This is a genomic window from Ruegeria sp. G7 (assembly GCF_056535465.1).
This window is the reverse complement of sequence record NZ_JBQFIL010000002.1, coordinates 253,543-275,271: the sequence shown is the minus strand read 5'-3', so window position 1 is coordinate 275,271 and position 21,729 is coordinate 253,543. Positions and strand designations below refer to the sequence as shown.

The 21,729-nt window shown below is 58.6% G+C and carries 18 protein-coding genes and 2 pseudogenes; 15 read left to right on the top strand and 5 right to left on the bottom strand.

Going from position 1 to position 21,729, the window contains the following annotated elements; all coding sequences use genetic code 11:
- Positions 1 to 85 precede the first annotated feature (85 nt).
- The 15 genes and pseudogenes from ACR3EN_RS18035 to ACR3EN_RS17965 all read left to right on the top strand — a co-directional run bounded on the left by ACR3EN_RS18035 (position 86) and on the right by ACR3EN_RS17965 (position 17,426).
- Positions 86 to 1,087, top strand: a complete 1,002-nt coding sequence (locus tag ACR3EN_RS18035; RefSeq protein ID WP_480870431.1) for a Gfo/Idh/MocA family protein — start codon at positions 86 to 88, stop codon at positions 1,085 to 1,087.
- The gene (locus tag ACR3EN_RS18030; protein WP_480820574.1) at positions 1,087 to 2,658 is read left to right on the top strand and encodes an acyl CoA:acetate/3-ketoacid CoA transferase; all 1,572 of its coding nucleotides are present in this window, start codon (positions 1,087 to 1,089) and stop codon (positions 2,656 to 2,658) included. Before ACR3EN_RS18035 ends, ACR3EN_RS18030 begins: the two co-directional genes overlap by 1 nt.
- On the top strand, positions 2,655 to 3,422 hold the full coding sequence (locus ACR3EN_RS18025; RefSeq protein WP_480820576.1) for an enoyl-CoA hydratase/isomerase family protein: 768 nt from the start codon (positions 2,655 to 2,657) through the stop codon (positions 3,420 to 3,422). The genes ACR3EN_RS18030 and ACR3EN_RS18025 overlap by 4 nt, the downstream gene beginning before the upstream one ends.
- Positions 3,423 to 3,425: 3 nt before the next feature.
- The gene (locus ACR3EN_RS18020; protein ID WP_480820578.1) at positions 3,426 to 4,949 is read left to right on the top strand and encodes an aldehyde dehydrogenase family protein; all 1,524 of its coding nucleotides are present in this window, start codon (positions 3,426 to 3,428) and stop codon (positions 4,947 to 4,949) included.
- 54 nt (positions 4,950 to 5,003) lie between these two features.
- Positions 5,004 to 6,254, top strand: coding sequence for an ABC transporter substrate-binding protein (locus ACR3EN_RS18015; RefSeq protein WP_480820580.1), 1,251 nt, complete (start codon positions 5,004 to 5,006; stop codon positions 6,252 to 6,254).
- 95 nt (positions 6,255 to 6,349) lie between these two features.
- Positions 6,350 to 7,243, top strand: coding sequence for a carbohydrate ABC transporter permease (locus ACR3EN_RS18010; RefSeq protein ID WP_480820582.1), 894 nt, complete (start codon positions 6,350 to 6,352; stop codon positions 7,241 to 7,243).
- Positions 7,243 to 8,124, top strand: coding sequence for a carbohydrate ABC transporter permease (locus ACR3EN_RS18005; RefSeq protein ID WP_480820584.1), 882 nt, complete (start codon positions 7,243 to 7,245; stop codon positions 8,122 to 8,124). Before ACR3EN_RS18010 ends, ACR3EN_RS18005 begins: the two co-directional genes overlap by 1 nt.
- A gap of 6 nt (positions 8,125 to 8,130) precedes the next feature.
- A pseudogene (locus ACR3EN_RS18000) lies at positions 8,131 to 9,242 on the top strand (ABC transporter ATP-binding protein).
- On the top strand, positions 9,239 to 10,729 hold the full coding sequence (locus tag ACR3EN_RS17995; protein ID WP_480870428.1) for a GMC oxidoreductase: 1,491 nt from the start codon (positions 9,239 to 9,241) through the stop codon (positions 10,727 to 10,729). Before ACR3EN_RS18000 ends, ACR3EN_RS17995 begins: the two are co-directional and overlap by 4 nt.
- Entirely contained in the window at positions 10,726 to 11,484 is a 759-nt protein-coding gene (locus tag ACR3EN_RS17990; protein WP_480820590.1) for a 3-ketoacyl-ACP reductase, read from the top strand. Before ACR3EN_RS17995 ends, ACR3EN_RS17990 begins: the two co-directional genes overlap by 4 nt.
- Before the next feature lie 16 nt (positions 11,485 to 11,500).
- Positions 11,501 to 13,087, top strand: coding sequence for a GMC family oxidoreductase (locus ACR3EN_RS17985; protein WP_480820592.1), 1,587 nt, complete (start codon positions 11,501 to 11,503; stop codon positions 13,085 to 13,087).
- A 2-nt stretch (positions 13,088 to 13,089) separates the two neighbouring features.
- Positions 13,090 to 13,398 carry a Dabb family protein gene (locus ACR3EN_RS17980; protein ID WP_480820594.1) on the top strand — a complete coding sequence of 103 codons (309 nt, stop codon included), beginning with the start codon at positions 13,090 to 13,092 and terminating at the stop codon, positions 13,396 to 13,398.
- A gap of 4 nt (positions 13,399 to 13,402) precedes the next feature.
- Positions 13,403 to 14,572 carry a dihydrodipicolinate synthase family protein gene (locus tag ACR3EN_RS17975; RefSeq protein WP_480820596.1) on the top strand — a complete coding sequence of 390 codons (1,170 nt, stop codon included), beginning with the start codon at positions 13,403 to 13,405 and terminating at the stop codon, positions 14,570 to 14,572.
- Positions 14,573 to 14,577: 5 nt separating this feature from the next.
- Entirely contained in the window at positions 14,578 to 15,603 is a 1,026-nt protein-coding gene (locus ACR3EN_RS17970) for a LacI family DNA-binding transcriptional regulator (RefSeq protein ID WP_480820598.1), read from the top strand.
- Positions 15,604 to 15,818: 215 nt separating this feature from the next.
- A complete protein-coding gene (locus ACR3EN_RS17965; RefSeq protein ID WP_480820600.1) occupies positions 15,819 to 17,426 on the top strand; it encodes a BCCT family transporter in 1,608 nt (535 codons plus the stop codon).
- A gap of 85 nt (positions 17,427 to 17,511) precedes the next feature.
- On the opposite strand, the gene ACR3EN_RS17960 is transcribed toward ACR3EN_RS17965, so the two are convergent.
- The 5 genes and pseudogenes from ACR3EN_RS17960 to ACR3EN_RS17940 all read right to left on the bottom strand — a co-directional run bounded on the left by ACR3EN_RS17960 (position 17,512) and on the right by ACR3EN_RS17940 (position 21,599).
- A complete protein-coding gene (locus ACR3EN_RS17960) occupies positions 17,512 to 18,207 on the bottom strand; it encodes an RraA family protein (protein ID WP_480820602.1) in 696 nt (231 codons plus the stop codon).
- Positions 18,200 to 18,902 (bottom strand): annotated as a pseudogene (locus tag ACR3EN_RS17955) (alpha/beta fold hydrolase). The gene ACR3EN_RS17960 and the pseudogene ACR3EN_RS17955 overlap by 8 nt, the downstream one beginning before the upstream one ends.
- The gene (locus ACR3EN_RS17950) at positions 18,903 to 20,030 is read right to left on the bottom strand and encodes a cobalamin-independent methionine synthase II family protein (protein ID WP_480820606.1); all 1,128 of its coding nucleotides are present in this window, start codon (positions 20,028 to 20,030) and stop codon (positions 18,903 to 18,905) included.
- A 10-nt stretch (positions 20,031 to 20,040) separates the two neighbouring features.
- Positions 20,041 to 20,643, bottom strand: a complete 603-nt coding sequence (locus tag ACR3EN_RS17945) for a class I SAM-dependent DNA methyltransferase (protein ID WP_480820608.1) — start codon at positions 20,641 to 20,643, stop codon at positions 20,041 to 20,043.
- On the bottom strand, positions 20,640 to 21,599 hold the full coding sequence (locus ACR3EN_RS17940; RefSeq protein WP_480820610.1) for a cupin domain-containing protein: 960 nt from the start codon (positions 21,597 to 21,599) through the stop codon (positions 20,640 to 20,642). The genes ACR3EN_RS17945 and ACR3EN_RS17940 overlap by 4 nt, the downstream gene beginning before the upstream one ends.
- Between the last annotated feature and the right edge of the window lie 130 nt (positions 21,600 to 21,729).

Here is a 21,729-nt window from a genome sequence, read left to right as displayed (position 1 = left end):
GCAGGGCCAGACTTTTTGTTGAAAAATATGGAACGTTCCAATAATACTGATTCTGGAAGGTTCCAAGTTTCGGGGGAGGGAATCCATGGATTGGATTTTCGTTGGTGCAAGCACCATCGCGGCTGAACATATGCTGGGTGCGGTACGAAAGCAGGACGGGCATGACGTCGCTTGGATTGTCAGCAACTCAGAAGACCGTGTGAAAAACTGGGCGAAACAACATGACATCGCCAACGCCACCACGGATCTGGGTGCGGCGCTGGCGGACCCCAGCGCAAAGGCGGTATATATTTCTTCGACCAATGAAAAGCACCATGCGCAGGCAATGGCGGCGATCACTGCGGGCAAACACGTGCTGTGTGAAAAACCCCTTGGGATGACGCAGCAGGAGGCCGTTGAAATGGTGCGCGCGGCCGAGGCCGCCGGGCTGACTTTCGGCACGAACCACCACTTGCGGTGCTCTGGCAGCCATCGCGCGATCCGTGATCTGATCGACGCCGGGCGCATCGGAGATGTATTGTCCCTGCGCATTCATCACGCAGTGCATTTGCCGGGGCATTTGCAGGGTTGGCGGATCAATTCGGCCGCTGCAGGCGGCGGAGTCATACCGGACATCGTTGTTCATGATGCCGATGTCACCCGGTTTCTGCTGCGCGAGGACCCGCTCTCGGTCGTGGCGCAGATGACGAGCTCTGGGATGGGGCAGGGGGTCGAGGATTCCTGCATGTCGGTCTGGACGATGCCAAGCGGCGCGATGGTCATGACCCATGAAAGCTTCACGCATCCATTTGCCGGGTCTGGCCTTGAAGTACATGGAACGAAAGGGTCGATCTTGGCCCGCGGCGTGATGACCCAAAGGCCCGTTGGCCACATTGAACTGGTCACCGAAAACGGGCGCGAGGATATCTCGTTCTCGGATCATTCCCTTTACGTGCAGGGTGTTTCCGAGTTCGTCGCGGCGACACAAGGAAAAGGCCCTCCGGCCGCCGATGGTGCAGATGGGGTGAAATCTCTTTCGGTGGCCCTCAGCGTGCGCGAGGCTGCGGCCTCGGGTCGGCGCATTGACGTAGAATACGGTGGGTTCTGATGACTAAACTTGTTTCCGCTGCCGAGGCCGTGTCGCGCATCCCGGATGCGGCGGTCATCACAGTCTCGTCCTCGTCGGCGCTGGGGTGCCCTGACCGGGTGTTGAAGGCGCTTGGCGCGCGTTTCAAATCCGAAGGGCATCCGCGCGGGATAACTACGCTACACCCGATTGCCGCCGGGGATATGTATGGTGTGAAGGGTATGGAATATCTCGCGCAGGACGGCCTGTTGGCACGGGTTTTGGCCGGTTCTTACCCGTCGGGGCCGTCCAGTCTTGAAATGCCGGATATCTGGAAAATGATCGTCGAAGACCGGGTTGCGGCCTATAATGTGCCCTCGGGCATCCTGTTCGACATGCATCGCGAGGCAGCGGCGCATCGGCCCGGAGTGCTGACGCAAGTCGGTCTGGAAACCTTCGTCGATCCGGTGCGCGAAGGGTGTGCGATGAATGCAAAAGGAGCCGCCGCACCGATCGTGTCCCGAACGGAGTTTGCCGGGCAGACATGGCTGCATTTTCCGAACATCAACCCCAATGTTTGCATTCTGCGGGCAACCACTGCCGACGAGTACGGCAATCTGACTTATGAACATGAGGGGGCCTATCTGGGCGGCCTCGAACAGGCGATTTGCGTGCGCAATCATGGTGGGTTGGTGATCGCGCAGGTTCAGCGCGTAACCGCTGCCGGCAGTCTGCGCCCACATGACGTGCGTGTGCCCGGCCATCTGGTCGACCTGATTGTGGAGGACCCGGAACAGAAGCAAACCACTGAGACGCTCTATGATCCGGCGATTTCGGGTCAGATCATGCGGCCCTGGGACAGCTTCTCTCTGGCGGAACACGGCGTTGAGAAGATTATCGCCCGCCGGGCCGCACAGGAATTGCGCGCAGGGATGAGCGCCAACCTCGGCTTCGGGATCAGCGCGATGGTGCCACGTATCCTTCTGGAAGAGGGGCACCCGCAAGCTGTTACATGGGCGATCGAGCAAGGTGCAGTGGGTGGTGTGCCGTTGACCGGTTTCGCATTTGGCTGCGCCTCGAATGCGCATGCATATGTCCCATCTCCCCAGCAGTTCATCTATTTCCAGGGGGGTGGCTTCGATATGTCCTTCCTGTCCTTCCTTGAGGTGGATGTCGAGGGCAATGTGAATGTCTCGAAACTGGGCAAGAAACCTTATTTGACCGCGGGTTGCGGCGGTTTTGTCGATATTACGGCGCGCGCTAAGAAGATTGTCTTTTCGGGTTGGTTCGAGGCGGGTGCGGGCATCGAACTGACGGAAGACGGCATCGCTGTCGCTGCGCCCGGTAAGTTCACCAAGATGGTGGATCAGGTCGAACATGTCACGTTCTCGGGCCGCCGCGCGCGCGAAACTGGGCAAGACGTCCTGTACGTGACCGAGCGTTGTGTGATCCGCCTGACCGATGCTGGTCTGGTCGCGACCGAGATCATGCCGGGCATAAATGCAGAGCGCGATATCATAGCTGCCTCAGACGGGCGTGTTAGGGTCGCCGAAAACGCGGTGCAAATGCCAAAATCACTGTTTGCGCCCGGCCCGATGGGGCTGACGTTGTGAGCGGGATCAGTTTTCAGATTGAAGGCGCAACGGCGGTTGTGACGCTCGATAATGCGTCGAAACTCAACGCGTTAACGGTCGAGATGCTGGAGAAACTTGATACCCGTTTGCGCGAGGTGGCCCTCGATAACGCTGTGCGCGCCATTGTGTTGACGGGAGCGGGTGAGAAAGCGTTTTGTTGCGGCGCAGACATAGGCGCTTGGGGCGGTATGAGCCCGGCCGATTTCGCGCGCCACTGGGTCCGGGATGGGCACCGGGTTTTCGACCGATTGGCCCGCATCGGAAAACCAACCATCGCAGCGATAAACGGACATGCCTTTGGAGGCGGTCTGGAGCTGGCCAGTTGTTGTGATCTACGCCTGATCGCACCCCGTGCAACGCTCGCATTACCTGAAGCAAGGGTGGGGATCGTGCCCGGCTGGTCGGGCACCCAGCGATTGACCCGGCTGATCTCGGAAGGTGCGGTGAAAGAGATGGCGCTGTTCGGTCGCCGTATCAGCGCGGACCGAGCGGTTGCGCTGGGGTATGCGGTCGAAGCGACGGAGGAACCTTTGACGCGCGCGCTGGAAATCGCCGCGGAACTGGCGGAATTGTCGCCCCGCGCCACAGAAATTTCAAAGAACATGATCCACGCCGCCGTGGGTGAAGACCGCGATGCGGTGGTCGAAGCCCTGGGCAGCGCCGCCATCGCCGCATCGGCGGACCGCGAAGAAGGCGTGACGGCCTTCATGGAAAAACGTAACCCTCAGTTTTCGGGCCTGTGACGGATGAAAGACCTGACAATCAATCCTGCTATTCCCTTTGATATGCCTCCGGTTTTCGAAGGGCGCCATCTGATTAACGGTAAATGGGTTCAAAGCGGCACGGGCGAGACGTTCGAGCGCAAATCGCCATCGCATGGCCATGTGGTGAGCCGCTCGGCGCTGGGGGACGAAGCGGACGCAAAGGCAGCGATCTCTGCAGCCCGCCAGGCTTTCGACAGCGGCGTCTGGAGCCGCGCTTCGGGCAAAGAGCGGGCCGCAGTACTGCTGAGGGTTGCTGATCTTATCGAACAGAACGTTGATCGCATAGCGGTTATCGAAACACTGGAAAGCGGCAAACCGATCAGCCAATCCAAAGCCGAAGTTGGCGGATCCGCCGATCTGTGGCGCTATGCGGCGTCCCTTGCGCGCAGCACGCATGGTGATAGTCACAATACACTGGGCGCGGACATGATGGGTGTCGTGCTGAAAGAGCCCATCGGCGTGGTCTCGATCATCACGCCCTGGAACTTTCCGTTCTGGATTCTCGGCCAGAAATTACCTTTCGCGCTGGCTGCGGGCTGTACCGTGGTTGTGAAGCCTTCGGAAATGACGCCGTCCACGACTTTGATGCTGGGCGAATTGCTGATCGAAGCCGGATTGCCCGCCGGCGTCTGTAACATCGTTTTGGGATATGGCGTTCCGGTTGGCAGTACGATGTCCAGCCACCCCAGCGTCGATATGGTCAGCTTTACCGGCTCGACCGCCGTTGGCAAAACGATCAGTGCGGTTGCGTCCGAGACTTTGAAGAAAGTCGCGCTGGAGCTTGGGGGAAAGAACCCGCAGGTCATTTTTCCCGATGCCAATCTGGAAGCGGCGGCAGATGCGGTTGTATTCGGTGTTTATTTCAATGTTGGCCAGTGCTGCAATTCAAGCAGCCGCATCATTGTGCATGAGGATATTGCCGAAGCCTTCCGTGCGCGCGTGGTTGATCTATCGCGCAAGGTAAAATTCGGCGATCCGCTGGACCCGACGACGCAGGTGGGGGCAATTGTAACGCCCGAGCATAACGCAAAAATAGACGCCTATGTCCAAGAGGCTGCCGCAGCCGGGGCCACCATCGATCTGGGCGGAGGTCTGCTGCAGGTCGAAGGTTTGGGCGATCAGTTCTATCAGCCCACGATCATCTCGAACGTCTCTTCGGACATGCCGATCGCTCGGGATGAGGTATTTGGGCCGGTTCTTTCAGTTCTGACCTTCAAAACACTGGACGAGGCGGTTTCTATCGCCAATGATAGCGCTCACGGTCTTTCGGCTGGTGTGTGGAGCGAAAGCGTCCATACCTGCCTTGACTTCGCCCGCCGCGCAGAAGCGGGAACGGTTTGGACCAACACCTGGATGGATGGATTCCCCGAAGTGGCCTTCGGCGGGTTCAAGCAATCCGGGCAGGGACGAGAGATCGGACGATACGGGTTCGAGGAGTTCTTTGAAATAAAATCGGTGGTTATGCGTATTGGCGACAGTCGCGTACCATGGGTTTCACAAGACTAAATCAGGGCGCAACAAAGCGCCCGAAAAAAGATCGCATCTAGGGAGGAAACAAGAATGCGTAAATTGCTGAAAACCAAATCTCTGATCGTGGCCGGTCTGTTGTGCACGACCAGTCTGGCACATGCGGAAGAGGTTGAGGTTCTACACTGGTGGACATCTGGCGGCGAAGCTGCGGCGCTGAATGTTCTGAAAGATGACCTGTCCGGTCAGGGTATCGGCTGGACCGATATGCCTGTTGCTGGCGGTGGTGGTGAGCAGGCGATGACTGTTCTGCGTGCGCGTGTGACGGCCGGCAACGCACCAACAGCCGTTCAGGCACTGGGTTTTGACATTCTTGACTGGGCGGATCAGGGCGCGTTGGCCGATCTGAACGAGGTCGCAGCGCAAGAAGGATGGGACGAAGTTGTCCCGGATGCGCTGAAAGCCTTTGCCAAGAGCGATGGTAAATGGGTTGCTGCGCCGGTGAATGTGCATTCGACCAACTGGGTCTGGGCCAACAAGGCCGTTCTGGACGCGAATGGTATCGCGCAGCCGACCAACTGGGACGAATTCGTTGCTGCGGTCGAAACGCTGAAAGCCGCAGGTGTCACTCCGATTGCTCATGGCGGGCAGGCGTGGCAGGACGCCACGATTTTTGACGCCGTTGCGATGTCTACCCTTGGGCCGGATGGATATAAGGCCGCGTTCATCGATCTGGACGAAGAAACCCTGGGCGGTGACGCAATGAAAGAGGCGTTCGACCGCATGGCATTCATCCGCGAGAATGTCGATGAGAACTTCTCGGGCCGCGACTGGAACCTTGCAACCGCGATGGTGATCAATGGCGAGGCTGGTTTCCAGATGATGGGTGACTGGGCCAAAGGTGAATTCCTTGGGGCCGGCAAAGTACCGGGCGAGGATTTCCTGTGCTTCCGCTTCCCGGGCACGCAGGATCAGGTCACTTTCAATGCGGACCAGTTCATGATGTTCGATCAGGGCGGTTCGGTTTCGGCTGAACAGGCTGCGCTGGCCAGCGCGATCCTGTCGCCGTCGTTCCAGATTGCCTTCAACAAGGTGAAGGGCTCGGTGCCTGCGCGTACCGATGTTGATGGTAGCGATCTGGATGCATGCGGTCAGCAGGGCATGAAAGATCTGGCAGCGGCGGCATCGTCGGGCAACCTGTTCGGTTCCATGGCCCATGGCCACGCGGCACCGGCCTCGGTCAAGAATGCCGTCTATGACGTTGTCACGGCGCATTTTAATGGCGAGTACGACAGCGAGACTGCGGTGACCGAACTGGTTGACGCTGTATCGATCGCCAAGTGATCCGACCATGATCCTCCCGATGGGGCGGCGTTCGTGCCGCCCTGTCACCTCAGGGTCGCCCTATTCCATCACCATCCGAACAAGGAGGGCGCGCCATGGCTGCTTCGGCCGACGCGGATTTCAAGACACGCCTTCAGAACTGGATTCCTAAACTGGTCCTGTCACCATCGCTGGCGATGATGCTGGTCTTTGTCTACGGCTTCATTCTGTTTTCGGTCTACCTGTCCTTCACCGACAGCCGTATCCTGCCGTCCTTCGGCTGGGTCGGTTGGGAGAACTACGACAAGCTGTGGCGTCTGAGCCATTGGGAAACCTCGCTGATCAATATGGGGATCTTTGCGGGTCTTTATATCGTGATCTGTACCGGCATCGGCCTGGGGCTGGCGATTTTCCTGGATCAGAAGATACGAGGCGAAGGGCTGCTGCGCCCGATTTACCTGTACCCCATGGCGCTCAGTTTCATCGTAACCGGTACCGCCTGGAAGTGGTTTCTTGATCCCGGCATCGGGTTGGAAAACGTGATGCATACCTGGGGCTGGACCAGCTTTGAATTTGATTGGATCAAGAACCGCGATTACGCCATATACACGGTCGTTATGGCGGCAGTCTGGCAGACCAGCGGATTCGTCATGGCCATGTTCTTGGCGGGACTGCGTGGCATCGACAATGAAATCCTGCGCGCAGCACAGATGGACGGGGCCTCGAACTGGAACCTCTATCGCCGGATTATCATTCCGCAGCTACGACCGGCATTCCTGTCGGCCTTCGTGATCCTAAGTCACCTCGCGATCAAGACTTTTGACCTTGTGATCGCGCTGACGGGGGGCGGTCCGGGGCGCGCCACGGAATTGCCCGCGACCTTCATGTACTCGTACACATTTACGCGGAATCAGATGGGGATCGGCGCGGCCTCGGCCACGATCATGCTGATGACCATCGCCGCAATCATGATCCCATATCTCTACGCCGAATTGCGGGAGAAACGCTGATGTCACAAGCTTCTCAGGATACTGCAATCCGCACCGGCCGTGTCACCCGCACGCTGATCTATCTAGTGCTTTTGCTGTTCGCTCTGTTCTACCTGCTGCCGCTCTACGTGATGCTGGTGAACTCGGTCAAACCGCTGGAAGAGATCACTGGCGGCGGCATGATGAACTTGCCGCAGGTGTTCACGCTCGAGCCATGGCTCAAAGCATGGTCCTCGGCCCAGATTGGCGTCGATCCAACCGGGTTGAAGCCCTACTTCTGGAACTCGATCAAGATGGTGGTCCCGGCGGTGATTGTCTCGACCATCCTTGGGGCGCTGAATGGTTACGTGCTGACCAAGTGGCGGTTCAAGTATGACACCATCCTGTTCGGACTGATGCTATTTGCCTGCTTCATCCCGTTCCAGATCGTCCTGATCCCGATGGCGCGGATGCTGGGCATTATCGGACTGGCGGGTTCGACATGGGGTCTGGCGCTGGTCCATGTGGTCTACGGGATCGGCTTCACCACGCTCTACTTCCGCAACTACTATGCCGTGTTCCCGACCGAGTTGATCCGGGCCGCACAGATTGATGGCGCCGGGTTCTTCCAGATCTTCTGGCGCATCCTTCTGCCCAGTTCCGGGCCGATCGCCGTGGTTTCGATCATCTGGCAGTTCACCAACATCTGGAATGACTTCCTGTTCGGCGCGTCCTTTGCTGATGCCAACAGCCAACCGATGACGGTGGCACTGAACAATCTGGTGCAGTCGTCAACCGGTGTGAAGGAATACAACGTTCATTTCGCAGGCGCCATTCTGGCCGCCATGCCAACTCTGCTCGTCTACATCGTGGCCGGTCGATACTTCGTCCGTGGCCTGATGGCGGGTTCGGTGAAAGGATAAGACCTCATGGGTTTTCTAGACATAGACAACGCGACCAAATCCTACGGGGCGGTCGAGGTTCTGCACAAAGTCGATATTTCGGTGCAGGAAGGAGAGTTCCTGGTGCTTGTCGGTCCATCGGGCTGCGGTAAGTCGACCCTGCTGAACATGATTGCGGGGCTTGAAGAGATCACCAGCGGCGAAATCCGCATCAAGGATCAGGTGATGAACGGGGTGCACCCGTCGAACCGCAACATCGCCATGGTGTTCCAAAGCTACGCGCTCTACCCGAATATGACGGTCGGTCAAAACATCACATTTGGGCTTGAGATGCACGGGGTGCCCAAACCTGAACGCGACAAAGCGATGCAAGAGGTCGCAAAGCTTTTGCAGATCGAACAGCTGTTGGATCGCAAGCCCGGTCAGCTCTCGGGGGTCAGCGGCAGCGCGTGGCGATGGGGCGGGCCTTGGTACGTAATCCCGATGTGTTCCTGTTTGACGAACCGCTTTCCAATCTCGATGCCAAGCTGCGTGTCGACATGCGGACCGAGATCAAGAAGCTGCATCAGAACCTGGGCACAACCATCGTCTACGTGACCCATGACCAGATTGAGGCGATGACCCTATCAAGCCGGATCGCTGTGATGAACGGCGGCTATGTCCAGCAGCTGGGTACGCCGCAGGAAATCTATGATACCCCGGCCAATATCTTCGTTGCCACTTTCATGGGGTCGCCCGCAATGAACGTCGTGCCCGCGAAGGTTGCGGTATTGAACGGTCGCCCTCATGCCGAGGTCGCTCTGCATGATGGATCAATGGCGCATTTGCCGTTCAGCCAGGATAACCTGAGCGCTTGGGATGGCCGAGAGATCTTGCTTGGCATTCGCCCCGAGACCATCACTGACATGGATGGCGCGGACCGGAAGTCTTCGAACATCGCGCCGATGAAAAACCGCATCGTTGTGACCGAACCCGCGGGTTCGGATACATTCGTGTCGATGACACTTGGTGGTAAGGACGTGATCGCCCGGATGCGATCAGATGCCGAGGTCGCGCCGGGTCAGGATTTCGACTTTGCCGTGAACATGGAAAAGGCCGTTGCCTTTGATCCTGAAAGCGAGATGCGGATCATTCCGTGAAACAAGCCGATGTCATAATCATCGGATCCGGGATCGGAGGGGCAACGCTGGCCGCAGCGCTGGCCCCGTCAGGTCGCCGCATCCTGATCCTTGAGCGCGGAGAGTACCTGCGCCCCTCGGCGCAGGATCGCGACCCGCAGGCGATCTTCGGCGATGGTCACTTTCGTCCGGATGAGACATGGCTGGACGGGGACGGGCAGCGTTTCAATCCCGGAAATTACTATTGCGTGGGCGGAAATTCCAAATTCTACGGCGCCGCCCTAATACGCTACCGGCAAGACGATTTTCAACGCCGCCAGCATATGGGCGGTGAGGCGCCCGGCTGGCCGATAACCTATGATGAGTTGGAGGCGGACTACACAGCGGCCGAACAGCTTTACGATGTGCGCGGAACGGTAGGAGAAGACCCATCCGAACCGCCGCATAGCGCGGACTATCCGCACCCGCCGGTTTCTGATGAGGCAGATATCGCCGATCTCAGGGATCGTCTGAGTCGCAGCGGTCTGACGCCGTCATCGGTCCCATTGGGAGTGGATATCGACACATGGCTGGCGGCTGGCCGGACCACCTGGGATGCTTTTCCAAACACCTGCGGCGGGAAGATGGACGCGGAAACACGAGCGCTTGCAAAGGCCTTGGCTTGCGACAACGTCGATCTGTTGACCCGCGCACCCGTGCAAAAGCTGAACAGTCAGGCAGACGGCCGGATCACGGGTGTCGATGTAGACGGGCACGGCACGTTCACGGCCCCATTGGTCGTTCTGTCAGCAGGCGCTGTTCAATCTGCGGCGCTGTTGTTGCGCTCGGCCAACGACAATTGTCCAGCGGGTCTTGCAAACCGCTCGGATCAGGTTGGGCGGAACTTCATGAACCACAATTGTTCAGCGGTCCTTGCCCTGCATCCGTTTCGTAAAAACCGGTCGGTGTATCAGAAAACTCTGATGTTCAATGACTACTACAACGATGATGGCGAAGGTGGTTTCCCGCTTGGGAACATCCAGATGCTGGGTAAGATTACCGGGCCGATACTGGCAACACAGAGCCGATTACCGACATTGCTTGCCAACCTGATCGCGAACAGAAGCTTTGACTTCTATGCGATGTCCGAAGACCTGCCAAATCCCGAGAGCCGCGTGAGCCTCAATCAGGGTCAAATCTGTCTCGACTGGAAGCGGTCGAACTGGGCCGCACACGAGGCGCTGGTAACGCGATTGAAATCCCATTTGCGGAGGGCGGGTTTCCCGATCGTCCTGTCAAGACCTTTTGATCGCCGAACGCCGTCGCATCAGTGTGGGACGGCCCGCATGGGCGTTAACCCTCTGGACAGCGTTGTGGACACCTATTGCCGGAGCCACGACCACAGTAATCTGTTCGTGGTCGATGCCTCGGTGCTGCCGACGTCCGCTGCTGTCAACCCGGCATTGACCATTGCCGCGCTGGCACTTCGCGCGGGCCGGCACATCGCCGAGACGGAGTTCGCAGCATGAGCCGGGTTGCCCTGGTCACGGGAGGGCAGCAGGGCATCGGCCTTGGCATCTCGCACGGGTTGATCGCGGCGGGATACAAAGTTGTAGTGGCCTCGCAGTTCGAGTCAAATACGCCGGTGGTGCAGGAGGCTTTGACGCAGCTTGGCTCAGGCGCTTCTTACATCCGGCACGACGTGGCTGATATATCGCACGTTCCGGCACTGCTGGATCAGGTCGAGGCCGAATGTGGCCCTGTCACCTCGCTCATCAATAATGCTGGCGTTGGGGCCCCTGTGCGTGGCGATATGCTGGACCTACAGCCCCAAAACTGGGATTTCGTCCAGAATATCAATACGCGCGGCGCATTTTTCCTGGCGCAGCAGGTGGCCCGGCGGATGTTGAAATTGCCGCAAGATACCTACCGGTCCATAATATTTGTAACCTCCGTCAGTGCCACGATGGCGTCGGTCGAGCGCGCCGAATACTGTGTCTCGAAAGCTGCCGCGTCGATGATGGCGCAACTGTTCTCAGTGCGTCTTGCGCCGCACGGGATCGGCGTTTTCGAGTTGCGTCCCGGCATAATAGCAACCGGCATGACGGCGGGCGTGCGCGAAACATACACGGACCGGATCGAAAACGGACTGGTCCCCGCAGCGCGTTGGGGCGAGCCCCAAGATATCGCGTCTGTTGTCCTGCCGCTTGTTGAAGGGCAGATGCATTTTTCCACCGGAGCCGCCATTCCCGTAGATGGCGGTCTGTCAATTCCACGTCTTTAGATCAGGGCATAGACGAATGTCTGAAGGGTTTGATTTCATCGTGATCGGAGGCGGTTCTGCCGGTTCGGTCATTGCTGCGCGGCTGTCCGAGGAACCTTCGGCAAAGGTATTGCTGCTCGAGGCCGGATCGACGGATCGGCATCCATTCTTTCACTTACCTGCAGGCTTTGCCAAGATGACGAAGGGCATCGGCAGCTGGGGCTGGTCAACCGTTCCGCAAAAACACATGCAGAACAAGGTGTTCAACTATACACAAGCCAAGGTCATCGGCGGAGGATCTGCGATTAACGCGCAGATTTATACCCGAGGAGCGGCGCAGGATTACGACGACTGGCGGCAAATGGGTTGCGACGGGTGGAGCTATGCTGACGTCCTGCCTTATTTCAAAAAGTCTGAGGACAACGACACCTACGACAATGAATACCACGGCAAAGGTGGACCGATGGGCGTGTCGCAGCCCGCAGCCCCTTTGCCGATTTGCGATGCCTACATCAAGGCCGCAGGGCAGCTGGGTATTCCCGAAACACGGGACGTGAACGGCCCCAAACAGGATGGCGCCGGGTATTACCAGTTGACTCAGCGCAAGGCGCGCCGCTCGTCCGCCGCGATGGCTTTTGTCACTCCGAACCGCGGTCGTGCCAACCTGAGCGTCCGGACCGGGGCGCAGGTCAGGCGCATCATGGTGGACAAGGGTCGTGCAATCGGTGTCGAAATGGTCGGGGGTGAGAAAATCACTGCTGCGAAAGAAGTCATTCTGTCGTCTGGCGCCATCGGATCGCCCCGCTTGTTGCAGCTTTCGGGCATCGGCCCTGCTGATCATTTGAACGGCCTTGGGATAGACGCGGTCTATGATCAGCCTCAGGTGGGTGAGAACCTGCAGGATCATCTGGACCTTTATTCGATATGCGAGGTCACCGGACCGCACACTTATGACCGCTTTGCGAAGTTACACCTGTCGGCTTTGGCAGGGTTGCAATACATCTTCACACGTAAGGGCCCGGTCGCCTCAAGTCTCTTTGAGACCGGTGGTTTCTGGTATGCCGACCCTGATGCCCGGTCCCCGGATATCCAGATGCACCTGGGTCTTGGGACCGGGATCGAAGCAGGCGTCGAAGCCATGCCCAATGGTGGCGTTACGCTAAATGCCTGCTTCCTGCGACCACGCTCGCGCGGGACGGTGCGGCTGCAAAGTGCCGATCCCGCAGCTATGCCTTTGATCGATCCCAACTATCTGGCTGATCCTTATGACCGAGAGATGTCGATCCGTGGCCTGAAGTTGGTACAGAACATCCTCGCGCAGGATGCGCTCAAGCCATATATCCTGGCCGAGCGTCTGCCAGGGCCGAATGTGCAGAGCGAAGCGGAGTATTTTGACTTCATCTGCGTGCATTCGAAAACCTCGCATCACTGCGCGGGCACATGCCGCATGGGCAGTGACGCCGAGGCCGTTTTGGACCCGCGTTTGCGGTTTAACGGGATCGAAGGCCTGCGTGTCGCGGATGCTTCGATCATGCCGACGGTCAATTCTTCGAATACAAACGCCCCGACGATCATGATTGGCGAGAAAGCTGCCGACATGATCAAACAAGATCAAGGTTTCTGAACATGATCCGCCATATCGTATTGACGAAATTTCGCCCGGACGTTGCTGAAGCGACCATTGCGACCATCTACAAAGGCCTCGCGGATGTGGCCGATATACTGCCCGGCGCCGGCGGGTTTGCTGGTGGTCGCAGCCAAAGCCCCGAACAGATTGAGCGCGGTTATATGCATGGTTTCACAATCGATTTTGAGGATTGGGCCGCGCTGCAGACCTATCAGGATCACGAGGCGCACAAGGCTCTGGGTGCGCAGCTGGTCGAAAATGCCGTAGGTGGGATCGAGGGTATTTTGGTACTGGATCTGGAGGTATAGCGCGATGAGTTTGATACTGCCCAATCCTGACGGTCAGCTGGAGACTTACACGCTGGTTGGGACCCCGTTGGTGCCACGTGCGCCCAAAGTTGCGTTGACGCGTACGGCCTTTGCTGCCGCGCACGTGGTTTCCGATCCGTTGGCCGAGCGCAACCCATGGGAAGGACGGCCTGCGGTGGATTGGGAGGCCACGTTGCAGTTCCGGCAAGAATTATGGGATCAGGGCCTTGGGCTGGCCGAAGCGATGGACACGGCACAGCGCGGCATGGGCGTCGACTGGGCGACCGCACTGGAATTGATCCAGCGTACGATGCAGGCGGCGCGTGCGCACCCTTTATCGCCGCGCGTTGCATGCGGCGCGGGGACAGACCATCTTCCGCTGAGTGCGCTAAACACGGCCGGAGAGATTCTGTCGGCCTATGAACATCAAGCCGAAGCGATCGAGGCCGCGGGCGGTCAGCTGATCCTGATGGCGTCGCGCGCATTTCCGGCGATTGGGGCTGGGCCCGACGTTTATCACGACGTTTATCGGGCGTTGATTGACGGTGCTGTCGAGCCCGTCATTCTGCACTGGCTGGGTGATATGTTTGATCCCGCGCTGACCGGCTATTGGGGCCACACGGATGTCGCGGTGGCCAGCGACTTTGTTCTGAACCTGATCAACGAGAATCCCGCGAAAGTGGATGGGATAAAGATTTCCCTCTTGGATCAGTCTCATGAAGAGGCCTTCCGCACCCGCCTTCCGGATGGGGTTCGTCTGTATACGGGCGACGATTTCAACTATGCCGACCTGATCGCAGGCGATGGCGAACATTTCTCACATGCGTTGCTTGGAATTTTTGCAGCAATCGCTCCGGCGGCGAGTCAGGCGCTTGAGGCACTCGCGATGGGCGACATGGATCGTTATCAGTCGCTTTTTGCTCCGACCGTCCCCCTCAGCCGCGAGATATTCCGCGCACCGACGCGGTTCTACAAAGCGGGGATCACCTATCTGGCATGGCTGAATGGGGCGCAGTCTCATTTCATCATGCCGGGTGGATTTCAGTCCAGCCGTGACATTTGTCACTATGCACAGGTCTTTCGCCTGGCGGATCAGGCTGGCCTGCTTCGGGACCCGGAATTGGCGCGGACGCGTATGGCCACATTGCTGACCCTGCACGGAGTAGAACAGTAATCCGAATGCGCCGACCGACGATCATAGATGTGGCCCGCAAGGCAGGCGTTTCGAAGTCAACGGTCAGTCTGGTTTTACAGGGCAGCCCGCATGTGAAACCCAAAACCCGGACGCTTGTTCATGCGGCAATGAAAGAGATCGGTTACGTGTACAACCGGTCGGCGGCCAACCTGCGGTCCTCGGGCACAGCGCTGGTTGGGCTTGTGATCAACGATCTGACCAATCCGTTTTTCACCGAATTCGCCACATCGCTGCAGATGACGCTTGGCGCGCGTGGGTATGCAGTTGTCGTCGCGAACACCAACGAAGACCCAGAGCTGCAGGATCAGGTTGTCAGGGCCATGCTGGAACATGGGGTTTCTGCACTGATCATCTCGCCAGCTTATGGGGATGTGTCCCAAACCTTTGCCGCGGTTGAGCGTGCGGGTATTCCGATGATGCAGGTCCTGCGGCAGGTCGACGACAATACGGAAGCATTTCCTTTCATTGCGCCTGATTACGCGGAAGGGGGTCGTATCGCGACGCGCCATCTGATCGAGACCGGTGCCAAAAAGATTGCGTTTGTCGGGGGGCTTGAGGGGCGGAAGGTGACGCAGGAACGATATGCCGGTTATCTCGAGGTCATGTCCACTCAGGCGCAGCCCCCATTGGTTCTGACGGGTCGCAGCAATCGTGCTTTTGGGCAGACGGTTGCGGTGCAATTATTCGAAGAGCATCCCGATTGTGATGCGGCGGTATGTTTCAATGACCTCGTGGCTTTTGGGATGATCAATGCCTGCCATGAAGGGCGCCGCAGTATTGGCGGGGATTTCCAGCTCATAGGCTTTGACGATATTGCAGAAGCGGCAGAGTATTGGCCGCCCCTCTCGACCGTGCATTGCGGCGTTCAGGCGTTTGGAAAAACGGTGGCTGACATGATCGTCGGATGGCTTCAGGAAACGTCAAGGCCCAACGACTGCACGCGCACCGCCGTCCAGCTTATCAGGCGACAAACTACACGATCGCGTGCCGCCGAGCGTTCGGCGATTTAGCGCCTTGGTTGCACTAGCGTCGCAAATACCCGGCCCAGTGCGAAATGTCGCTCGCGACCAGATGCTTGCAGAGATGCTCTTTGCCATAACGTGTTGCGAATGCGACTGCAAAAAAACGACGCCATGTCGTTTTTGGTCCAACAAGAGCCTCTTCTGCCCGACCGGGTCGGCCCCGATTGCGGATCATCCGCCCGGTAACCATCAGGAGAGATCTAATGTCGGAAACAACCGACCCAATTATTCCCGAAAGTACGGATACAGACTATGAGGTTGGACAGGATAACGTCCAGATCATGGGTCTGGACATCCACAATCCCGTCTTTGCGATTTCGGGTCTGACCGTTGTCGCATTCGTCTTCTTCTCGCTTGTGTTTCAGGACCAGGCCGGAGAGTTCTTTGGGTGGCTCAGGCCCGCGCTGACCAGCAACTTTGACTGGGTGTTCATGATCGCATGTAACCTCTTTGTGCTGTTCTGTCTGTTCCTGATCGTCACTCCGCTGGGTTCGATCCGTTTGGGTGGTGTCGATGCCCGTCCAGACTACAGCTATATGGGCTGGTTCTCGATGCTGTTCGCAGCGGGCATGGGCATCGGTCTTGTGTTCTGGGGGGTGGCAGAACCCATCTCGCACTATGGATCGTCCATTGGCGGCATCGCCAGCGAGGGCGGTGTGCGCACAGACTGGGCACCGTTGGCCGGTGCTGAAGGCAACCCGGAACAAGCACGTGATCTGGCAATGGCCGCGACCATCTTCCATTGGGGTCTGCACCCTTGGGCGATTTACGCGGTTGTTGCGTTGGCGCTGGCCTTCTTCAGCTTCAACCGGGGTCTGCCGCTGACCATGCGTTCGGTCTTTTACCCGATCTTTGGTGAGGCAACCTGGGGTCCACTTGGACACATCATCGATGTGCTGGCCGTGTTTGCGACCATCTTCGGTCTGGCAACCTCGCTGGGTCTGGGTGCGACACAGGCGCTGGCCGGTCTGAACTATCTGTTTGGTGTGCCGGTCACCGATGGCATGAAAGTGTTGCTGATCGTGCTGATCACGATTTTCGCGCTGGTATCGGTTGTTGCGGGCCTGGATAAAGGGGTTAAGCGCCTGTCCGAGGCCAACATGATCCTGGCGGCACTGCTGTTGCTGCTGGTTCTGCTTGTCGGCCCGACACTGCTGATCCTCAGCGGCTTCTTCAACAGCCTGATCGACTATGTCGAGCAGTTGCCGTCGCTGTCCAACTGGATGGGTCGTGAAGACACCAACTTCATGCAGGGCTGGACAACCTTCTACTGGGCCTGGTGGATTTCCTGGTCGCCGTTTGTGGGCATGTTCATCGCGCGGATCTCGCGTGGCCGTACGGTACGTGAATTCGTGGTCTGCGTTCTGCTGATCCCGACCGTGGTCGGCACCCTGTGGATGAGCGTGTTTGGCGGCGCGGCATTGGATCAGGTCATGAGCGGTACGGGTCAGGCCCTGTCCGACGCAGCGCTTGAGCTGAAAATGTTCACCATGTTCGAAGCCTTCCCGATGACCGGTCTGCTGTCCTTTGTTGGCATCGTGCTGGTGGTGGTGTTCTTCGTGACTTCGTCGGACTCGGGTTCGCTGGTGATCGACACGATCACCGCTGGCGGCAAGACCAATGCACCAACGCCGCAGCGTGTGTTCTGGTGTATTCTTGAAGGCGCGATTGCGATCGTGCTGCTGCTGGGCGGTGGGCTTGGCGCACTTCAGGCAGCAGCGATCGCGACGGGCTTCCCCTTCGCCATCGTTCTGATGCTGATGTGTGTTTCGGTCTTCATTGGCCTCACACGCGAAAAGCGCGGCAAGTAACCCCGCTTTGAGAAAGAAAAAGGCGGCCTCGGGGAAACCTGAGGCCGCTTTTGTCATGAAGATCGATAACGAACGTATCGCTGGTTCAGGTGCGCGCTTTTTCGAACGCAGCCCATGCGGCTTCGAACGCGTTAAAATCAAAGCCTTCTGAGCGGGCCGGTTCCAACACCAGCTTCTCTGTATCGAGCAATTTGTGGATCGCGTCGGCCAGCTGGGGAACATCCTCGGCCGGGATCACGAGCGCCCCGTGGCGGTCAGCGTGGATCAGATCGCCATCCGCGACCGTCATGCCAAAAACGGTGACAGGGGTGCCAATTTCGCGCACATGAACGAAGGCGTGGCTCGGGCCGACAGAGCCCGCGATGACAGGGAAACCCTTGGGCAGATCCCCAAGATCGCGCATAACGCCGTTTGTAAGCGCGCCTGACAGTCCAAAGCCTTTGTGAACGGTCGTATTGATCTCGCCCCAGAAGGCGCCGACGGCGTTCTCGCCATCCAGATCCTCTACGACTGCAATGCCGGGGCGGGGGCCTTCGGCCATGTGGCGGTAGTAGTCCATGCGCCGGGCTTTGATGACACCCGCCGGTTCAGAGGGTGGTTCGGCTGCTGCGATCTTGGCCGTGCGTGCATAGCCTAAGATGGCACCCTCGTCGGGGGCACTGCACAACACCGTGCCACGTGTGTATCTGTCAAAACCGCGCCCGCCTTGGGCGACCTCGATCGCGTTGCAGACGGTAGGCGTATCGACTGATTTCAACAGGGCGAGCAAGTCGTCATTCATGGTCCACATCCTTCAGCCAGAGGCGCAGAGCCTGCGTGGTTTCTGCTGGTTTTTCGAGTGTTGGAAGATGCCCGGCACCCTCGACAACCACCAGCGTCGAGCGGGGTAGGAGTTCGTGCATCAGCTCATGGCGCGCGATCGGGCAAAGCTTGTCTTCCTGACCGCACAGCACCAGCGCTGGTTTCTCGAAGCTGCGCAGCGTGTTCGTCTGATCCGGCCGGTCGCGCAGTGCGATTGATTGCTCGCAGAATACCTGAGGCCCGAGACCCAGCGCCATATCCATGCATAGGTCTAGAATCTCGGCTCTGTTTTCTCCGTCGCTAAGATAGTTGGGCTTCATCTCGTCGCGCATCACGCTGTCCAGCCGACCCGCGCGCGCTGTCCATCTGGGGGCCACGGCGGGCTTGCACTTCGGGCAGTTCTGCCAGCGGATTTGTGTCCATCAACGCCAGGCCAAGCACACGCTCGGGGGCTTGCCGAATGACCTCCATCGCAATGATGCCGCCCATCGAAAGACCACCAAGAGCAAACCGTTCGGGCGCTGCCGCAAGGACTTGCTCTGCCAATCCGGCCATTGTGTCGCTGCCGGACAATTCCGGCACAGACACTGCGCGTTCGTTTGAGAGCGCTTCGATCTGGGGTGTAAACAACCGGCTGTCGCACATCATGCCTGGTAGCAGTACAAGCGGGGTCATCTAGCCCTCCGAAACTGCGGCGGCACCCTCGGACAAGGCCGCGAGTTTGGCGTAGGCGATCGATGGGTCGACCGCTCCGAATCCAGCAAAGGTGCCAAAGCCGCAGTCGCTGCCTGCGATGACACGCTCGGTGCCGACAATTTCAGTAAAGCGGGTGATGCGTTGGGCCACCAGTTCGGGATGCTCGACAAAGTTTGTCGTTGTGTCGACGACGCCGGGCACCAGCACCTTGTCATCCGGGATGTCCGTCTTGCGGTCACGAAACACGGTCCATTCATGACCATGGCGCGGGTTCGAGGTTTCGAACAGGACATAGCGCGATTTGGTCGCCATCAGGGTGTCGAACATCTTGGACATGGGGATATCGCACAAATGCGGACCCTCGTAATTGCCCCAGCATATATGGACGCGTACCTTTTCTGCGGGCACATCGGAAAGCGCGTGGTTCAGGGCCTCGACATGCATTTGTGCCACTTTGATGAATTCGTCATCGGACATGTCAGTGAACAGCATGTGGCGCGACAACGCCAGGTCGGGGCAATCCAATTGCAGGTCGAGCCCCGAGGCGACGATGGTTTCGTACTCTTCCTTCATCGCATCGGCCAACGCGGCCAGATAAGCCTCACGCGATTTGTAGTGATCGTTCTGCAGGAAAAGCGAGATTACGCCGGGGCTGGCTGCGTTCATGAAGCCGCGCGTGATCCCGTGTTCCGCCATCGCGTCTTTGAGGTTGGCAATGTCCTTCTGTAGATCATCCTGACCTTTCGACCGAACTTCACCTGTGCACATGGGGCGCGCATATTGCGGCGTTCCACCCGCATCCGCCAGCCGCTGCAGGAAGCTGGGGAACATTTTCAGATCGGCGGGGGCGTTGCGGGGGCTATCGCCTGAAAAGCCGGTGTAGCGATCCTTTACATAGGTGGCATAGCTGATCTTGGACGTCTCGCCATCCGAGACGATATCGATCCCGGCGTCTTTCTGCTGCTTGACTGTTTCGGCGACCGCAGCCGTCATGCACGCATCAAAGGCGGCGCCATCATAGGGTTGCGCACGCTCGCGCGCAAAGATGAAGTCCACCACCTCTTGAGCGCGTGGAAGCGAACCGACATGAGTTGTTTTTACCGGCATGGGCGTCTCCTTAAATCTTGCGCGCCATCAACACGCTATGGCGTTCGGTTTCAGGATCTTTGGCCAGAAACCCGGTCATGCGCATCCCGTTTTCTTCCAGGCAGCTTGCGTAGCCGGCTGGCGACAGCGAGGCGTGATAAACACGCTCGGTGCCCACTGTCCCTTCTGCCTCGCCCTCGCCGGGTCCGACGGTCAGCATCAACATTCCGCCTGTTCTCAGGTGGCGCGACATCCGTGCGATGCAATCCTTCTGCTCACCCGCTGTCAGGTGGAAGAAGCTGTTCCAAGCGATGATGCCGCCAAACTGCTGGTCCAGCTCGAAACTGCGCATATCTGCGTGACGCCAATCGCACTCGGGCCAGCGGCTTCGCGCGATATCAAGCATGGCGGTCGAGAAATCGATGCCCGTTACGGCAAAGCCTTCCGCCATGAACCAGCGCGCGATGGGCTCGCCTGTGCCGCAGCCCAAATCCAGAACACTGTCGCCGGGGGTTAGACTGGCGGTGAAACGCGCCAGCCAGCGCGCCTCGAATAGCGCACGGGACCGTTGAGCGTCATAGGCCTTGGCCTGCCGTTCGTAAACGGCGTGCGTATCTTTTGGATCAACGCTCATCCTGTCCAGGTCGCGCCAGCAGGGTCGTCGGTGGCGGTGATGCGATAAAGACCGGCCAGACCGGTCATGGAAGATGCGACGCTATAGTGTTCCCCGGGCAGCACCAGCGCGGTGTCGCCGCTGGACAAGGTTGTGACCACGTCGTCGATCGCAACGCGCCAATGGCCGCTTGCAGGCATCAGGACCACGGGTTTTGCGGCCTCGACCGGATCTTCGATGCCAGAGCCATGGGTCAGGAAGTCAACCTCGAAACCCGGCTTGTCCTTGATGATGCCGTTTTTGCCGATCACCACAGCCGGTTTTCGGGCGGCAAGCGCCATCAGATCCCAGTAGCGGGCGACGTATTTTCCAATAACATCCTCGACCGGTACCTCGGGATAGTCTTTGAGCTGTTCTTCGGTCAGCAGGGGCATCGGGTGGACATTATGCGGCAGTTCCTGCCCTTTCTTCGAGTCGTAGAGCACGCCATTGTCGCCCAGCATCAAACCATGGGCCTGCGCGTCCTCGATGACTTGCGGGGCCCAGGTGACACCACCGCCTGCGTCGTCGCCGCCGAGTATCGACATGATCATGCCGTAGTCCTGGCCGACATTCTCGAAACCGCGGAAGATACCTGTCGGGATATTGAAAATATCACCTTCTTCGGCAATGAACTCGCCCGCCGTGCCATGCCGACCCCAGAAAAAGCGCCAGCGGCCTTTGGCAACAAAGAAAACCTCAGCCGTGGTATGGCTATGCAACGAGTTGCGGCATTTCGGTGGCTGACCGGCAGCGCCGATGTTGAACCCGATCTTGTCGGTGATATGGACGTGTTGATCAGGGCTTTCCGATACGCCGCCGCCAACAATAGTAAAGTTCTCTTTCTGATCTGAACCGGGCGTGTGCGCGTCGATAAAGGCGGTTTTGCAAGGCTGAAGCTCGCCGTAGCGAACGATGCGGCTCTGGATGGTGCTCATGATGGTGTCTCCTTGGGTTTCAGGGGGTTGTGAGTTCAAACCCCATGGCCCGGAGGCCGGTTGTTCAGCCGTCGCGCCCTCAGGCTGGCGCGGTGCGCATGAAACCGTCGCGCCGCTTGACTGGCATCGA

Excerpts from the sequence above, each read along its gene's own strand:
- ACR3EN_RS18035 (WP_480870431.1), top strand. The coding sequence starts at position 86 with ATGGATTGGATTTTCGTTGGTGCAAGCACCATCGCGGCTGAACATATG.
- ACR3EN_RS18030 (WP_480820574.1), top strand. The coding sequence starts at position 1,087 with ATGACTAAACTTGTTTCCGCTGCCGAGGCCGTGTCGCGCATCCCGGAT.
- ACR3EN_RS18020 (WP_480820578.1), top strand. The coding sequence starts at position 3,426 with ATGAAAGACCTGACAATCAATCCTGCTATTCCCTTTGATATGCCTCCG.
- ACR3EN_RS18015 (WP_480820580.1), top strand. The coding sequence starts at position 5,004 with ATGCGTAAATTGCTGAAAACCAAATCTCTGATCGTGGCCGGTCTGTTG.
- ACR3EN_RS18010 (WP_480820582.1), top strand. The coding sequence starts at position 6,350 with ATGGCTGCTTCGGCCGACGCGGATTTCAAGACACGCCTTCAGAACTGG.
- ACR3EN_RS18005 (WP_480820584.1), top strand. The coding sequence starts at position 7,243 with ATGTCACAAGCTTCTCAGGATACTGCAATCCGCACCGGCCGTGTCACC.
- ACR3EN_RS17990 (WP_480820590.1), top strand. The coding sequence starts at position 10,726 with ATGAGCCGGGTTGCCCTGGTCACGGGAGGGCAGCAGGGCATCGGCCTT.
- ACR3EN_RS17985 (WP_480820592.1), top strand. The coding sequence starts at position 11,501 with ATGTCTGAAGGGTTTGATTTCATCGTGATCGGAGGCGGTTCTGCCGGT.
- ACR3EN_RS17980 (WP_480820594.1), top strand. The coding sequence starts at position 13,090 with ATGATCCGCCATATCGTATTGACGAAATTTCGCCCGGACGTTGCTGAA.
- ACR3EN_RS17975 (WP_480820596.1), top strand. The coding sequence starts at position 13,403 with ATGAGTTTGATACTGCCCAATCCTGACGGTCAGCTGGAGACTTACACG.
- ACR3EN_RS17970 (WP_480820598.1), top strand. The coding sequence starts at position 14,578 with ATGCGCCGACCGACGATCATAGATGTGGCCCGCAAGGCAGGCGTTTCG.
- ACR3EN_RS17965 (WP_480820600.1), top strand. The coding sequence starts at position 15,819 with ATGTCGGAAACAACCGACCCAATTATTCCCGAAAGTACGGATACAGAC.
- ACR3EN_RS17960 (WP_480820602.1), bottom strand. The coding sequence starts at position 18,207 with ATGAATGACGACTTGCTCGCCCTGTTGAAATCAGTCGATACGCCTACC.
- ACR3EN_RS17950 (WP_480820606.1), bottom strand. The coding sequence starts at position 20,030 with ATGCCGGTAAAAACAACTCATGTCGGTTCGCTTCCACGCGCTCAAGAG.
- ACR3EN_RS17945 (WP_480820608.1), bottom strand. The coding sequence starts at position 20,643 with ATGAGCGTTGATCCAAAAGATACGCACGCCGTTTACGAACGGCAGGCC.
- ACR3EN_RS17940 (WP_480820610.1), bottom strand. The coding sequence starts at position 21,599 with ATGAGCACCATCCAGAGCCGCATCGTTCGCTACGGCGAGCTTCAGCCT.